Consider the following 14999-nt stretch of genomic DNA (forward strand, 5'->3'; position numbering starts at 1 on the left):
TCCTACTTATGACTCAACCTGCTATTTCTATGATTGTTGCGCGCTCACGCAATCACGTCATTGGCCGCGACAATCAAATGCCTTGGAAGATCTCGGCTGATTTGCAGTTCTTTAAGCGCGTGACCATGGGGCACCCTGTGATCATGGGTCGTAAGACCTGGGAATCCATTGGACGCCCACTTCCTGGACGTCGCAACATCGTAGTGAGCCGCAATGCAAGTTATCAAGCTACTGGTGGCGAATTAGTCGGATCACTCGATGAAGCTTTAAAGAGTTTAAGTGAGTTCCCACGTGTTTTTGTCATTGGCGGTGAGCAACTCTTCACGCAGGCCTTTCCGAAAGCAGATCGACTCTATATTACTGAGATCGATATAGATATTGAGGGTGGCGATACCTTTTTTGAAGTTCCCAATGAATCGGATTGGAAAGAAGTAGAGCGCACCCCTGGATCCGAAGGTGATGTTAACTTTAGCTTCATTACACTAGAACGGAAATAAAAAAGGACTCCTTGGAGTCCTTCTTCACATTAAAGTATTGCCGCTTTTACTGAACCACAATCTTTGCATCTTTTGCAATCTGGCCCAAGAATTCGTACTGCTTTCTTTGTGTCATGCCGGCAAGAATACCCGCCTTAGCTTGCTCGAATGTTGGTGGCTTGCTTGATTTCTTATCTTCCAGCTTGATTAAATACCAACCTTGTTGCATCTGAATTGGCGCTGGTGAAACCTGGCCCTTAGAAAGGGTTGCCAATACAGAAGCTAATTGTGGAGCCACTTGACCAGGCTGAACCCAGCCCACTGCACCGCCCTGTACTTTGTTTGGGGCCAATGAAACACTCTTGGCAACCTTATCAAATGGCTCGCCTTTCTTAATACGTGCCAAGGCAGCTTGAGCATCGGCTTCGCTAGCTACTGCAAGATCACTCACTTTATATTCGGCAATCATGCCCTGAGGGCCCAAGGAGGCAATCTCCTTGTTGTATTCAGCCTGAACATCTGCTTCGGTGATTGGATTTTTAGCCATATAAGTTGACAGCTCTAAATCTGCCAAATAATTTTGACGAATCATCATCAGTTGTGTATTGGCTTTTTCTGAGTTTGCTAAACCATCTTTTTCTGCTTGTTGTGAAAGCAGTAGTACTTCAATGTATTTCTCGATCACCACTTTGCGTAACTCTGGAGAATCTTTTTGCCCTTGTGAAAGCGCCACTTTAATTCCCTGCTCTACCATATCATTAGTAATAATGATTCCATTAACAGAGGCTGCAGCATTAATGGGTAAACCACTCTGCTGGGCATAAGCACCGCCAACAAGTGCACCGGTCAACAAGCCTGCAGCGATTAAACGAACGATCATTGGATTCAAAACAGAGACAAAAGGTTTCATAAGGAGGATATCTTTCTAAAATTTAGCCTCAATACTACCAGTAGGTATGGGATCAAGAGCAATAAGGCGCAGTAAAATAGCGATATGTGTGTTCAATATCTCACTACCGTAAATATTGATTGGGTAAAAGCCCACTTTGACCTCGAATTACCGATATCAACGACTCATGATGTATTCCCAACCCATCCAGGGCCCATCATCCTCAAAAGTCATAATGTCGACCGTACCGCAATCGGCTTAGCACGCTTTGGCCTGTTGCCATCGTGGGCTAAAGAAGAAACCTTCGGCAGAAAAACTTATAACGCGAGAGTTGAAACGGTAGCTGAAAAGCCTTCTTATAAATTCGCCTGGGCTAAGCGACATTACGCCTTAGCCCTAGCGGATGCTTTTTATGAGCCTTGTTATGAATCTGGTAAGGCAGTCCGTACTGCTATCAAGCAATCCAATCACGAACCAATGGCCATTGCCTCTATCTGGGATACTTGGACTGAACCAGAAACCGGTGAACTGATCGTTTCTTTTTCTATGCTCACTATCGATGCTAGCAATCACCCAGTGATGAAGCGTATGCATAAATCTGAGGATGAGAAACGTACTGTGGTTCCCTTGCGACCTGAACTTTTTAAAGCATGGCTCAATGCCACTCCAGAGGAAGCACAAGCGCTATTGCAAATAGACTCTATTCCTGAGCTAACGCTAGCCTAGAAAGTGATCACAGGCCTTGTGGCTTGATAAGGATCGGCTGATTGGGTTTCTATAGACTCAGCCTCTTCCTCACCATTTGGTTGATTATAAAATTTTGAATCCATTGCGCGTTCTTTAGCTATACGAAGATCTTCGGCTCTTGGATCAACTGGACCAAATGGCCCTTCTACTGGCGACATGGGCTGCTGGTTAAATTCCTGAACCTGCCCGGGAGTATATGGGGAATAAGTGGTCGACCCAGGAGGCAAGGGAGGAGTTTGGGAACAAGCGAAAACACTCATCAACAACAGGAGTGGGCTCAGCTTCGAAAAGAATGTATTCATGAGACTCATTGTATGGCAGCAGCCATTACTTCATCTAAGCGAATTACTTCGGTAACTCTGGAGGATCTTTCTGACCGCTGGGATGCGACACATCAGCAATAGAAAAATAACTGCCGCATAAATCGAGACTGTTTCCAAATCATTTTTACCTGCCTTGTGCCACCAATAGTGAACTATTGCAGTGCATGCGATCAAGTACACAAGCTTGTGCAATAAAGTCCAACGTCTACCAAGCTGACGAACTGCCCAATGATTTGATGTCACTGCCAATGGGACAAGCAATACCAAAGTCAGAAAGCCCATCGTAATGAAGGGGCGCTTTACAACATCACTCCACATGGACTGAATATTTAAATTCTGATCCAACCAGAACCAAATCGAAAAGTGCATGCAGGCATAGAAGAAACAAAAGAGTCCCAACATGCGACGCAACTTAATCCAAGCAGACAAGCCCGTAATTAAGCGTAAGGGGGTCATCGCCAACGTAATACATAAAAAGACTAACGCCCAAGTACCAGTAGAGCGGGTGATGAATTCGATTGGATTAGCACCCAAACCTTCGTGATCGCCAAGCCAAACTAAGCGAGCTAAGGGCAGCAAAGAAAGCAAGAAGACCGATGTCTTAATCAAATTCATAAGCCATATTAAACGACCCCATTGATTCAGAATCAATGGGGTCGTTTAATTAATTGCAATACGATTAAAACTTAAGCTAAAACTAAGCCAAACTCAGACCTTCCTTGCTCAGCGGGAAGTTTCGAACTGGTCTACCAATCGCAGCAGAAATGGCATTCGCAACGGCGGGGCCAACTACGCAGATCGTTGGCTCACCCACTCCACCCCAAAAATCAAAACTCGGCACTAAAACTGTTTCAACTCTTGGTGTGGCCGATAACTTCAATATTGGGTAGGTATCCAGATTCTGCTGTTTGATGCGGCCTTTTTCTACCGAGATCTCTGGTAAGAAGATTGCGCCCAATGCCATCGCCACAGAACCTTCAATTTGCTCTCGAGTTAAGTAGGGGTTAACGACATGCCCAGAATTTAAAGCAAATACCAAGCGCGTAACCTTCACTACATTATTCTGTACAGTCACTTCAGCAACACAAGCAGAGTAGCTGGCATAGCCCATAAACTGAGCAACGCCACGATAGGTTCCTGCTGGTAAAGGCTTATCCCAATCCGCCTTCTTCGCAGCAGCATTGAGCACTCCCAAATGCTTTGGATGACTTTGCATAAGCGCCTGCCTAAATTTCACAGGATCCTTACCTGCTGCCTTAGCGCACTCATCCATAAAGCATTCCATGAAGATGCCGTTTTGGTTGGTGTTTACGCCACGCCATGGGCCAACCGGCACATGAGTATTCTTCATCACATACTCTGTTAAGAGTGTCGGGAAGGTGTAGCCCAGCTGAGCATCAGGGCCCTTCTCATAAAAGCCTTGGAGCTGACGTTCATCTTTACCATTTTTAATGGCCTGAGGTGCTAATGTGGCATTAATCGACTGACCTGCAACCTTGATGTGCATACCAGTGACATTGCCAGAGCCGTCAATACCAGCAGTCATCTTTGCCATAGCAATCGGATGATAGTAATCATGAGTCATATCTTCTTCACGACTCCAGATCACCTTGACCGGCACCCCTGGAAATTTTTGCGCCACTTTGGCAGCAAAGGTTGTGAAGTCTTGCGTCGATCCACGACGACCTAGGCCGCAACCTGAATCTAATTTATACACTTCACAATTTGCGAGTGGTAAGCCAGTAGCTTCAGATAAAGCTGCGTGAGAACCCTCACCATTTTGGGTTGGCACCCAAGCCTCTGCACGATCGCCAGTGATTTTGACGGTGGCATTCATAGGCTCCATCGTGACGTGAGCACGATAAGGTGTGTAATAAATGGCTTCTACTTTCTTGGCAGCACTATTGATGGCAGCAGGCGCATCACCCTCCTTACGCTGCCAAAAGTCACCTTCCTCATCCAAACCATCGCGCAACATTTTATTAATACCATCTTGGGAGACGCTGGCCGCTTTACCCTCATCCCAAACGATAGGCAACGCATTAAGCGCTGTATTGGCATGCCACCAGGTATCAGCGACTACCGCTATAGTGCTGTCGTCGATCTTAACCACACCCTTTACACCACGCATCTCTTTAATTTTGGCTTCGTCATAACTTACCAATTTGCCGCCAAATACAGGGCAGGCCTTCACAGAAGCACAAAGCATTCCTGGAAACTGTAAATCAATGCCATATATTTTTGATCCATTAACCTTATTGGCAGTATCGATACGCGCATAAGGCTGTCCGGCAACTTTCCAATCCCTAGGATCTCGCAAGGTAATCGACTTTGGATCAGGCGGGGTTAAGGCAGATGCTAGCTCAGCTACTTTGCCGTAGGTCGTTTTGCGACCCGTTGCTTTATGAGTGATCACACCCTTGTCTACTGTCAACTCTGCAACAGGAACATTCCATTGATTAGCCGCTGCCTGCATCAACATAATGCGAGCCGCTGCTGCGCCACGACGCACATAATCTTCAGAGATCCGAATGCCGCGGCTACCACCAGTACCGTGCTCACCCCAAACGCGTTTGCGCGCCAAACTTTGTCCTGGAGTAGCTGACTGAGTTTTAACCTTTTTCCAATTGCACTCGAGTTCTTCAGTAACTAATTGAGCAAGGCCTGTACGTGTTCCTTGACCCATCTCCGAGCGAGCAATTCTGATATAGACGGTATCGTCCAGTTTAATGCTAACCCAAGCATTGACTTCAGCTTCACCTGCTTGCAGCGGTGTATTTGGATCGTATTTAGAGCCTGCTTGAGCAAATGCTAAATCAGGCAAGGCGCCTATGCCCAGCATGAGTCCGCCACCCAGCATAGTGCCTTTGATGATGAAATCACGACGGGAGGTGTTTTCTAAATTGGGAGTTAAATTTATAGTTGTCATGTTCTTCTCCTTAACCACGTGTCGCAGGAGTAGCGTTGTACTGCGCCAAGACATCCACCAATTTCTTTTGTCCAGAAGCAACATGAATTCCATCCCGAATTTTTTGGTACGTTCCACAACGGCATAGATTACCCATGGCATTATCGATATCGGCATCAGTGGGTTTTGGATTTCTCTTTAAAAGAGCGGCTGCTGCCATGATTTGGCCTGATTGGCAATAACCGCACTGAGGCACATCGAGTGCAACCCATGCTTGCTGTACTGGATGCGTATTGTTTTTAGAGAGTGCTTCAATGGTAGTAATTTTGGCTTTACCAACAGCAGATACTGGAATTGAACAAGAACGTACTGGCTCACCATTGAGGTAGACGGTACAGGCTCCGCATTGCGCAACTCCACAGCCATACTTCGTACCAGTGAGTCCTACCACCTCCCGAATAGCCCACAACAAAGGCATATTTGGCTCCACATCAATATTCTGAACCTGACCATTAATGTCTAATTGCATGTTGTCTCCTATGGTTTTCTTTTAAAAAGACTATAAATCATTCTGGACTTTTTGCGCTCGCACATAAATGTCTCGGTCTAGGGCAAAACCCTATCGAATTGGGCTGTAATTTGCTATCCTGAAAGCTCAATTAAGGATAAATATGACCGAAGAAAACCAAACCCAGAATGATGAAGATTTTGACTATGGGTGCGAGTGCGCAATGACCTTGCTTAACGAGCCAACCGAGGATCGTCTAAATGACTTAATTGATGATCTAGATGAAGACGGGATGATCTCCACCGAAGTAGTCTATGGCTTGCTAGCCACCATCCTCATGAGCATGAATGAGGAAGAACACGAAGGTGAAGAGCACTAATTAGTCGCGCTTCACTTGGGAAGCAAAGGAATCCATTGCCTTTGCCAACTGAATATCTAATGTAGTTAAGGTAGCAGCTGAATGGGTAGTGAGCTTGACTGAAACCGTATTCCAAGAGTTGGACCAATCAGGATGGTGATCTATTTTTTCAGCGTACTGTGCGCATAGCGTCATAAATTCAAAAGCTTGCTGAAAGTCCGCAAAAACAAACTTGCGTGCTATTGCCTTACTCTCAAGCTCTAAAGACCATAAGGGAATTTCTTTTTCTAAATCAAAACCATTAACTATCAAGATGGACTGCCTTTAAGTGGAGACGCTTTGGGAGAGTTGCTTTAAGTCTTCTGGATAGAGCCAGCGCCATTCACCTTCTGCCAAATCTGTAGGCATTCGGTATGCCCCAATTTCAGTACGGTGCAGTTTGGCGACATGATTTCCAACAGCTGCCATCATACGCTTTACCTGGTGATAGCGCCCTTCAACTATCGTCATTGCTAGGACATGTTCAGATACTTGCTTGCATGCTGTGGCATAGCAAGGTTTTGGGTCATCATCAAGCACAACGCCACTCATCAAATGATCAATTTGTTTTTGCGTAATCGGCTCTGGTGTTGTGATTTCATAGACCTTACCAATATTTTTCTTTGGGGTCGTCATCTTATGAATAAACTGACCATCATCCGAGATCAAGAGCAATCCGGTGGTGTCATAATCCAGGCGCCCAACGCATTGGAGTCCTCGCTCAACAAAAGGACTTGGTAGCAAGCTATAAACACTGGGATGGTGTGTCGTTTTATGCGAGCACTCGTAATTCGCTGGCTTATTAAAAGCAAGATAAGCTTTCTCGTGATACTCCCAGTCTTTACCCTCTACGTTCAGCATCAGATTGTCGGTGGCAATTCTTTCTTCCGGGTCATCAGCCAACGCGCCGTTCACTTTAACTAGGTCGGCATATACCAAATCACTGCAATAGCGACGGGTGCCAAAGCCTTGGCTAAAAAGAATTTTTTCTAGGGAAATAGGTTTTGCCATATGCTGCAGAGCATACTACAGAGCAGGCCCCCATTGAGTTGAGTATTCATATGCTGCAATTCATTATCATTAGATAACCCTCAATTAAATAATCCCATCACCATGCTATCCACCCCAAAACCACGCTCCCTATTACATACCCGAGAAATTACTTTTCAGGGTTATGCAAGGGAAGATGGTTTATGGGATATCGAGGGTCATCTCAAAGATTTCAAGACAAACCCTTTTCAAACAAGTGCAAAAACCTGGCAGCCGGGCGAAGCCTTTCATGATATGTGGGTACGAGTCACGCTTGATAAAGAGTTTGTCATCAAAGGGATTGAAGCAGTCATGGATGGGCAACCCCATGCAGAATGCACAGCAGCTATTCCGCCGATGGATTCCCTCATTGGAGAGCGGCTAGGTAAGGGCTGGCGAAAAACGATTGATAACCACCTTGGTGGAATTAAAGGCTGCACGCATTTGCGCGAACTTCTCTTCAACCTTGCTACCGCAGCTTATCAATCCATTCCAGGGGCATTCTTTGATCCGAATGGCGATAAGCCACCGCTTTACTTGGGCACCTGCAAGTCATGGGACTTTGATGGCCCCGTAGTCATGCGCGTGTACCCCAAGTTTTATCAATGGAAGCCGTAGACCTTATAGGGCGCCTCGATGCAAGGTTGTGCCAGCAAATGATTGCTGAACCGGCATCACTTCAAGGGCATTGATATTCATATGCGCAGGTAAAGTAGCAGTCCAATAAATTGCTTCCGCAATATCATCCGCACTTAAGGCGTGAACACCTTCATAGACTTTATCTGCTTTTTCATCATCACCCTTAAAGCGAACATTCGAATACTCGGTACCCGAACTTAAGCCTGGTTCAACACAGGTGACGCGCAAGGGCGTTCCCAATAAGTCAGCGCGCAAATTTAAACTAAATTGCTTAACAAATGCTTTCGTAGAACCATATACATTACTGCCGGGGTAGGGATACAGACCTGCTACCGATCCTATATTAATAACGTGACCGCATTTACGCTCAACCATTCCAGGTAAAAAGGCCCTAGTCATGTGAACTAAACCTTTAATATTGGTATCAATCATTTGATCCCAATCGGAAATCTTTGCTTGGTAAGCTGGCTCAAGACCTAAAGCAAGACCGGCGTTGTTAACTAAAACAGTCACTTTAGAAAACTCTGCCGGCAAAGTACTGGCCAGAGTGTCTACATGAGTGCTGTCACAAACATCCAGTACCAAGGTGTGAAGTTTTTTCTGCTGCTCAGCAGGTAAGGAGCTCTTTAGAGCCTCTAAACGATCCAACCTCCTGCCAACCGCAACCACTTTGTGACCATGAGCTAAAAAGCGTCGGGCAGTTGCCTCTCCAAATCCTGCGGTAGCGCCAGTAACCAATACAGTGTGTTCCATGCTTCCTCTTTAAATCTTTAGTAAATAGTATTTTGTAATTTAATATTAATGCCTATATGGTATTTCTGCGTGCGCTCACCTTCTCCTTGCTATGCATTCCTGCCGTTATAGTGTGCGCCACGGAGCAACCCTCTTCCACGCCCATTTTAGGGCTTGTTAATGCATCCCAAGAAAGATCTCGAGATCACATACTGGAGTTCTGGGACTACCATGCTGCCCAGGGATCTGGAAATTATGCTGATACGCTTAAATTACGCTATTACAACCCCTTAAATCTTGGTAGCTGGCATGGCACGATGAGGTTGGATACCGCTTATACCGCCGTCTATGGACCAACGCTTGCTGCACAATCCACCGGCACTTACTCACCCAACAATGCAATGCTCACCATTTGGGGTGGTCAAGCTGATTGGTTAGCAAATGTTGGAGCCAGGATATTGGCCCCGCTCGGCAACACGGGTCAATGGCTAGCAGGGCCTCAGGTAAGCACCTCCTTTAAACCCTCAGGTGGTGGTCAAAATATTCTTTCGGATATTTCGCCTCTCGCGAGATACATGATGGGCTTCAATCGCAAGGCGCCCTCCAGCGCTAGTTTGCCTCCAGTTGATAATCATCTTGAGCTTTATCCAACGGTAGGTCTAAACCTGAGTCCCAATACACAGCTTCGCTTCTGGGATGAAAATGGCGCTGTATATAACTCAGCAGGTGGTGGCTGGTTTGTGCCAATCGACGCTATGGTGACTCACCGCATTAATAAAAACCTTCTAATCGCCATTGGTGGAGCTAAGCAAGTAGTGCAAACGTACCAACTCTACAACTGGACTGTGTACGGCAAAATTTCACTTAGCTTTTAAAGCAGATGATGAAAAAAGATTGGTTAAGATCAACCAAGGTCAACTAAGGTCTTATTCTCTATTTTTGCTGCGCCAGATTTGACCAAGGCCTTAGGTAGCCACTGCGTAAATTCATCTATATTCATATTGAGCATTTTTGCTGCGCTCATTAACGCCGGCGTTTTCACAATCCATTCATTCACTTGCGCAAGATCACGACTGCGCCATTCCAAGAGACGATATTTCAGCAATACTTTAGCGCCGTGGCGTGCATTTCGATCTGGATCGGAGGCCAAGTAATCCAATCTTGATCTTGCTGAGGCAAGAGATTTAGAAACATCTACAAAAGGTGCGCCATGCCCAGGAATCACCAGATTGACTGGCAAGGCCTCTATTAGATCCAAGGTTTGTGCTACCTCCTCAAAACCCGCCTCCCCCCAGAGCTCTGGGAAAATAACCCCAAAGCCCTCTTCCCATAGGGCGTCTGCTGAAATCAAGATGCGATGATCCGCCTGATATAGCATGACAGAGTGTGGATCATGCCCTGGTGCCGCCAATATCTTCCAAAAATATCTTCCTAGCAATATTTCCTCGCCTGGAACCAATACACCCTGATACGGAAACTGTGGGCACTCCTGCCCCAAGTTATCGTAGCTTAATAGAGTGCTATCCCAGTTTTTAACTGCTATCGCTTCAGCAACTGGAATGTATACCTCGCAATGAAAAGCCTCAACTAAAGCAGCATTGCCGCCACAGTGATCTGAATGCAGGTGGGTATTGACCATCTTATTTAATTTCAGTAGGCGATGCTTTTGCAAAGCATTCTGAACTAAACCAATAGTCAAATTTTGATGAGCACAATATCCCGAGTCCACCAAGGAAACATCACTTTCACCAAAGTGAAAAATATTATTGGCGGAGAGCCAGCCTCTTTCAAAGACTTCAATCCCAGGAGGCAGAAAATGCGTAGTCATAACTGAGTTGCTTTGTACTTACTTTGTAGTTGCTTGAGTAGTTAGCTCTAACTTACGCACATCAAACTGCTGCGTCTGTATACGCGCCAAGGTATCTTCATAGACTTTTTTGTCTAACTCTGGCGTTCTGGACAGAATCCAAAGATATTCACGGCGAGGGTCACTCACGACAGCCACTTGATACTGAGCATCTAGATCAATCACCCAATAATCGCCCCATACCAAAGGGATAAAAGCCAACCACGCGGGTGCGAATCGCACTTCAAGCTTGGGAGAATCTTTTGCCCCAATCTGCCTTGCAGTGCCCTCGGCCTCTGATATATCGCCCTCAGCCGTCTTGCAGCTATTCAACACTTTTAGCGTGCCATCAGCCCTAGCCGAATAGACTGCCTTAGTATTGCTAGCGCACTTCTTCTGGAACCAATTAGGATATTTAGCAATCTCATACCAAGTACCCAAATAACGCGGTACATCTAGAGAGGGGATCGTCTTTACAGGCGCATCACTTCCCTGCCCATAAGCAGAAAAGTGAAACAACAAAATGCAGGCACTAAAAAGTAATGAGTAAATTTTGCTCATTACTAATAGTACTTCTTCAGATCCATGCCCGTATACATACTAGCTACTTGTTCACCATAGCCATTAAACATTTGGGTTTTAATCTTTGGTGCAAACATTCCCTTGGGGTCACCAATGCGACGCTCAACCGCTTGACTCCAACGCGGGTGATCTACCTGAGGATTGACATTGGAATAGAAGCCATATTCACGCGCATCGAACTGATTCCAGCTGGTCTTAGGCATCTCTTCTGTAAAGCGAATTTTGACAATCGACTTGGCGCTCTTAAAGCCGTATTTCCAGGGCACCACTATGCGAACTGGCGCACCATTTTGCTTTGGCAAGACTTCTCCATATAAGCCGAAAGTCAGCAGTGTTAATGGATTCATCGCCTCGTCCATGCGCAAGCCTTCACGATAAGGCCAATCAATAATATTGCTCTTCACTCCGGGCATTTGTTTCCGATCTGCCAAGGAAATAAATTCCACATACTTTGCAGATCCCAGTGGCTCGACTTTATTAATGAGCTTAGAAAGTGAGTAACCATCCCAAGGGATGACCATAGACCAACCCTCAACACAGCGCATCCGATAAATTCGCTCTTCCATTGGGGCCAGTTTGAGAAGGGCATCAATATCAAGTGTCATTGGCTTTTTGACCAAGCCCTCGATCGAGATAGTCCATGGTCTTGTCTGCAAAGAATCTGCATATGCCGCTGGATCAGCCTTATCAGTACCAAACTCATAAAAGTTGTTGTAGCTGGTGACGTACTTCAGGGCAGTCAAATCATCCTTATTCGCATAGGCGGGATTAAGGGTAGCTGCCAACTTTTCCGGACTGGCAGCAAGCGCTTCCCTAGAGAACCAGGGTGCCAGCGCCATTCCAAAACCCCCTGCAGCAGCAGTCTTGATAATGTTACGGCGGTTTTCAAATACGGTTTTTGGAGTGATATCACCCGCAAGAATGGTCTTATCAGTAAAACGCATGTTGCACCCCCATGAATGTAATAAACCTATTTTGCTACCGATGGGAATTTCTTGCTTAAGATAGGCTTTCGCGCATTTTGTTCATTAAAGCTAGACTATGCTTATCCATACCCCCAACCATATCAGCGAGGGCCGGATAGTCTCGAGTGAGGGTCTCTCCGCCGTAAAAGCGCAGCAACCAATCTGGAAAGTTACGTTCAGTAATTTCACGAATTTCTAACAGCTCAACACGATGATGGCGCTTATCTTCCTGAATGCGTTTCCAGGCCTTCATGACATTAGCGTGCTCACCTTCTATGATTTGACCAAACTGCTGGTTGTCATACAAAAGAATGCCGGTAACACCATTTTTTTGATTAAACGCGCGTGCCGATTCTAGCAAGCGCATTAAGCCAAGAAAAGACATATCCGAGACCGCTTCACTCAGATAACTCAATTCAACCAGGTCTTTTGGTTTTGGCATGTCTCAAAATAAGATTTATAAATAAAAAAGGCAAACCCGAAGGTTTGCCTTTAAATACTAAAGCTATTTTAAAATTTAAATACTTATCGCTTATACCTATTATGCGTTTGCTGCCTTTAAGGCTGCATTCAAAGTAGCACTAGGACGCATTACCGCTTCAAACTTCTCAGAATCGGGCATAAAGTAACCGCCAATATCTGCTGGCTTACCTTGAACCGCTTTGAGTTCATCCACAATCTTTTGCTCATTCTCAATCAAAGATTTTGCCAAAGGAGCGAAGTGCGCTTGCAATTCTTTATCTTCTGTTTGAGCAGCCAATGCTTCAGCCCAGTACATAGCAAGGTAGAACTGGCTACCGCGGTTATCTAACTCACCAGTTCGTGGTGAAGGTGACTTATTGTTATCCAATAACTTACCAGTCGCTTCATCCAAAGTGCGGGCTAAGATTTTTACCTTGTTGTTACCTGTCTTATCACCAATATCCTCAAGAGATACAGCTAAAGCCATGAACTCGCCAAGTGAATCCCAACGCAAATGATTTTCTTCTACCAATTGTTGAACGTGCTTAGGAGCTGATCCACCAGCGCCAGTTTCAAACAAGCCGCCGCCAGCCATTAAAGGCACAATGGACAACATCTTTGCACTAGTACCTAATTCCATAATTGGGAATAAGTCGGTGAGATAGTCACGCAAAATATTGCCCGTCACAGAAATCGTGTCCTTGCCACGAATCACGCGCTCTAAGGTGTAACGCATTGCACGAGTCTGGGACATGATTTGAATATCTACACCAGTGAGATCGTAATCCTTGAGGTAGGTATGCACCTTCTTGATCAATTCAGCTTCGTGTGGGCGATATTCATCGAGCCAGAATACTGCTGGAGTATTAGAAAGACGCGCGCGATTTACAGCCAATTTGACCCAGTCACGAATTGGCGCATCTTTAACCTGGCACATACGCCAGATATCGCCCTCTTCCACATTTTGCTCAAGCAATACAGTGCCATCATCGGCAACGATGCGCGCTACACCAGCTTCTGGGATTTCAAAAGTCTTGTCATGTGAACCGTACTCTTCAGCCTGTTGGGCCATCAAGCCGACGTTAGGCACTGTACCCATCGTCGTTGGATCAAAGTTGCCATGTGTCTTACAGAAATTAATCATTTCTTGATAGATGCGGGCAAAGGTACTTTCTGGAATCACTGCCTTCGTGTCATGCAAACGACCATCAGCACCCCACATTTTTCCGCCAGCACGAATCATTGCAGGCATAGAAGCATCTACGATCACATCGCTTGGAGAATGAAGGTTGGTAATACCTTTAGCAGAGTCCACCATCGCCAATGCTGGACGATGCTCGTGGCAGGCATGCAAGTCTTGAATGATTTCTTCGCGCTTAGATTCTGGCAAAGTTTTAATCTTTTCGTAGAGACTGCTCATACCGTTATTAGCATTCACACCCAACTCTTCAAACAGCTTGGCATGCTTTTCAAAAGCATCTTTATAGAAAATCTTTACCGCATGACCAAACACGATTGGGTGAGAAACCTTCATCATGGTTGCCTTGACGTGCAAGGACAGCATCATGCCGGTCTTATAAGCGTCTTCGATTTCTTTCTCATAGAACTCGCATAACGCTTTTTTGCTCATGTACATGCTGTCGATAATTTCGCCAGCTAATAAAGAGACCTTTGGTTTAAGGACGATAGTCTTACCGCTCTTTGTCACCAAGTCCATCTTCACATCACAAGCCTTAGTCAAGGTCATGGACTTCTCGCCAGCATAAAAATCGCCGCCATGCATATGAGATACGTGAGTGCGTGACGCCTGACTCCACTCCCCCATCGAGTGTGGATTTTTACGAGCGTAACGTTTCACAGCAGGGGGAGCACGGCGGTCAGAGTTACCTTCGCGCAATACAGGATTTACTGAGCTTCCCAAGCATTTGGAATAGCGAGTGCGAATGGATTTTTCTTCATCCGTTTTTGGATCTTCAGGGAAATCAGGAATCTTGTAGCCTTTGGATTGCAACTCTTTAATGGCTGCGAGTAACTGAGGAATAGAGGCGCTAATATTTGGGAGCTTAATAATGTTGGTATCAGGCAATAAAGTCATTTTGCCTAGCTCAGCCAAGTTATTAGGAACTTGCTGTTCAGGGGTCAAGCATTCAGGAAACTCAGCCAAGATACGAGCGGCAACTGAAATATCACTCGTCACGACCTCCACGCCAGCAGGAGCTGCAAAAGTACGAATAATTGGCAGAAATGCGCGAGTAGCCAAAAGTGGCGCCTCATCTGTCAGCGTATAAATAATCTTTGATTTCTCTGAAGCCATGAATGTTTCCTCAATATTGAAAAAATTACAGAGTCAGGTTTTTACCCTGTCGCTCTCAAATCCACATTTTGCAAGTCGCTTTTAGCGCATCTTTTGCCAATGAGGCGAGTTTTCCATTTTAAATCATCGGACTTGGCAAAAATGGTGGTTTTGCACCCTAAAGCGCCTAATAAAGGGCAATT

General features: G+C 45.6%; 18 protein-coding genes. 5 read left to right on the forward strand and 13 right to left on the reverse strand.

Annotation, left to right across the window (positions count from 1 at the left end; genetic code table 11):
• The first annotated feature begins 8 nt into the window (after positions 1-8).
• Positions 9-497: a dihydrofolate reductase gene (locus tag VC182_RS01925; protein ID WP_072583156.1), complete on the forward strand. Its 489-nt coding sequence runs from the start codon at positions 9-11 to the stop codon at positions 495-497.
• 46 nt (positions 498-543) lie between these two features.
• Here VC182_RS01925 and VC182_RS01930 read toward each other — a convergent pair whose 3' ends face one another.
• Positions 544-1386, reverse strand: coding sequence for a peptidylprolyl isomerase (locus tag VC182_RS01930; RefSeq protein WP_237767757.1), 843 nt, complete (start codon positions 1384-1386; stop codon positions 544-546).
• An 84-nt stretch (positions 1387-1470) separates the two neighbouring features.
• Between VC182_RS01930 and VC182_RS01935 the strand changes: the two genes are divergently transcribed.
• Entirely contained in the window at positions 1471-2091 is a 621-nt protein-coding gene (locus VC182_RS01935; protein ID WP_323484302.1) for an SOS response-associated peptidase, read from the forward strand.
• Here the strand turns inward: VC182_RS01935 and VC182_RS01940 are convergent.
• The 4 genes from VC182_RS01940 to VC182_RS01955 form a co-directional block, all read right to left on the reverse strand.
• On the reverse strand, positions 2088-2414 hold the full coding sequence (locus VC182_RS01940; RefSeq protein ID WP_323484303.1) for a hypothetical protein: 327 nt from the start codon (positions 2412-2414) through the stop codon (positions 2088-2090). The genes VC182_RS01935 and VC182_RS01940 overlap by 4 nt on opposite strands.
• Positions 2415-2444: 30 nt before the next feature.
• Positions 2445-3050, reverse strand: coding sequence for a protein-methionine-sulfoxide reductase heme-binding subunit MsrQ (locus VC182_RS01945; protein WP_323484304.1), 606 nt, complete (start codon positions 3048-3050; stop codon positions 2445-2447).
• Between the two features lie 82 nt (positions 3051-3132).
• Complete coding sequence (locus VC182_RS01950; RefSeq protein ID WP_323484305.1) at positions 3133-5364, reverse strand: xanthine dehydrogenase family protein molybdopterin-binding subunit; 2232 nt, start codon at positions 5362-5364, stop codon at positions 3133-3135.
• A 10-nt stretch (positions 5365-5374) separates the two neighbouring features.
• On the reverse strand, positions 5375-5872 hold the full coding sequence (locus VC182_RS01955; protein WP_323484306.1) for a (2Fe-2S)-binding protein: 498 nt from the start codon (positions 5870-5872) through the stop codon (positions 5375-5377).
• A 142-nt stretch (positions 5873-6014) separates the two neighbouring features.
• On the opposite strand from VC182_RS01955, the gene VC182_RS01960 reads away from it, so the two are divergent.
• The gene (locus tag VC182_RS01960; RefSeq protein WP_072583161.1) at positions 6015-6230 is read left to right on the forward strand and encodes a hypothetical protein; all 216 of its coding nucleotides are present in this window, start codon (positions 6015-6017) and stop codon (positions 6228-6230) included.
• On the opposite strand, the gene VC182_RS01965 is transcribed toward VC182_RS01960, so the two are convergent.
• Together VC182_RS01965 and VC182_RS01970 are read right to left on the reverse strand one after the other, a co-directional pair.
• Positions 6231-6521: a 4a-hydroxytetrahydrobiopterin dehydratase gene (locus tag VC182_RS01965; RefSeq protein ID WP_083564246.1), complete on the reverse strand. Its 291-nt coding sequence runs from the start codon at positions 6519-6521 to the stop codon at positions 6231-6233.
• 12 nt (positions 6522-6533) lie between these two features.
• Complete coding sequence (locus VC182_RS01970) at positions 6534-7259, reverse strand: pseudouridine synthase (protein ID WP_323484307.1); 726 nt, start codon at positions 7257-7259, stop codon at positions 6534-6536.
• Between the two features lie 102 nt (positions 7260-7361).
• On the opposite strand from VC182_RS01970, the gene VC182_RS01975 reads away from it, so the two are divergent.
• Entirely contained in the window at positions 7362-7895 is a 534-nt protein-coding gene (locus VC182_RS01975) for a DUF2889 domain-containing protein (RefSeq protein WP_323484308.1), read from the forward strand.
• A 3-nt stretch (positions 7896-7898) separates the two neighbouring features.
• On the opposite strand, the gene VC182_RS01980 is transcribed toward VC182_RS01975, so the two are convergent.
• Positions 7899-8669, reverse strand: a complete 771-nt coding sequence (locus VC182_RS01980; protein ID WP_072583164.1) for an SDR family oxidoreductase — start codon at positions 8667-8669, stop codon at positions 7899-7901.
• 56 nt (positions 8670-8725) lie between these two features.
• Here VC182_RS01980 and VC182_RS01985 point away from each other — a divergent pair, with 56 nt between their 5' ends.
• A complete protein-coding gene (locus VC182_RS01985; protein WP_323484309.1) occupies positions 8726-9523 on the forward strand; it encodes a hypothetical protein in 798 nt (265 codons plus the stop codon).
• Positions 9524-9552: 29 nt separating this feature from the next.
• Here the strand turns inward: VC182_RS01985 and VC182_RS01990 are convergent, their stop codons facing one another.
• From VC182_RS01990 to VC182_RS02010, 5 genes are all read right to left on the reverse strand, one after another.
• Entirely contained in the window at positions 9553-10476 is a 924-nt protein-coding gene (locus VC182_RS01990; protein WP_323484310.1) for an MBL fold metallo-hydrolase, read from the reverse strand.
• A gap of 18 nt (positions 10477-10494) precedes the next feature.
• A complete protein-coding gene (locus VC182_RS01995; protein WP_323484311.1) occupies positions 10495-11055 on the reverse strand; it encodes a lipocalin family protein in 561 nt (186 codons plus the stop codon).
• Positions 11056-11057: 2 nt separating this feature from the next.
• On the reverse strand, positions 11058-12020 hold the full coding sequence (msrP, locus tag VC182_RS02000; RefSeq protein ID WP_323484312.1) for a protein-methionine-sulfoxide reductase catalytic subunit MsrP: 963 nt from the start codon (positions 12018-12020) through the stop codon (positions 11058-11060).
• A 55-nt stretch (positions 12021-12075) separates the two neighbouring features.
• Complete coding sequence (locus VC182_RS02005; protein WP_323484313.1) at positions 12076-12483, reverse strand: BLUF domain-containing protein; 408 nt, start codon at positions 12481-12483, stop codon at positions 12076-12078.
• Between the two features lie 99 nt (positions 12484-12582).
• Entirely contained in the window at positions 12583-14817 is a 2235-nt protein-coding gene (locus VC182_RS02010) for an NADP-dependent isocitrate dehydrogenase (RefSeq protein ID WP_323484314.1), read from the reverse strand.
• Positions 14818-14999 lie beyond the last annotated feature (182 nt).

It is taken from the genome of Polynucleobacter sp. AP-Nickl1-40-C4, from assembly GCF_035012665.1.
In the GTDB taxonomy this organism is placed as follows: domain Bacteria; phylum Pseudomonadota; class Gammaproteobacteria; order Burkholderiales; family Burkholderiaceae; genus Polynucleobacter.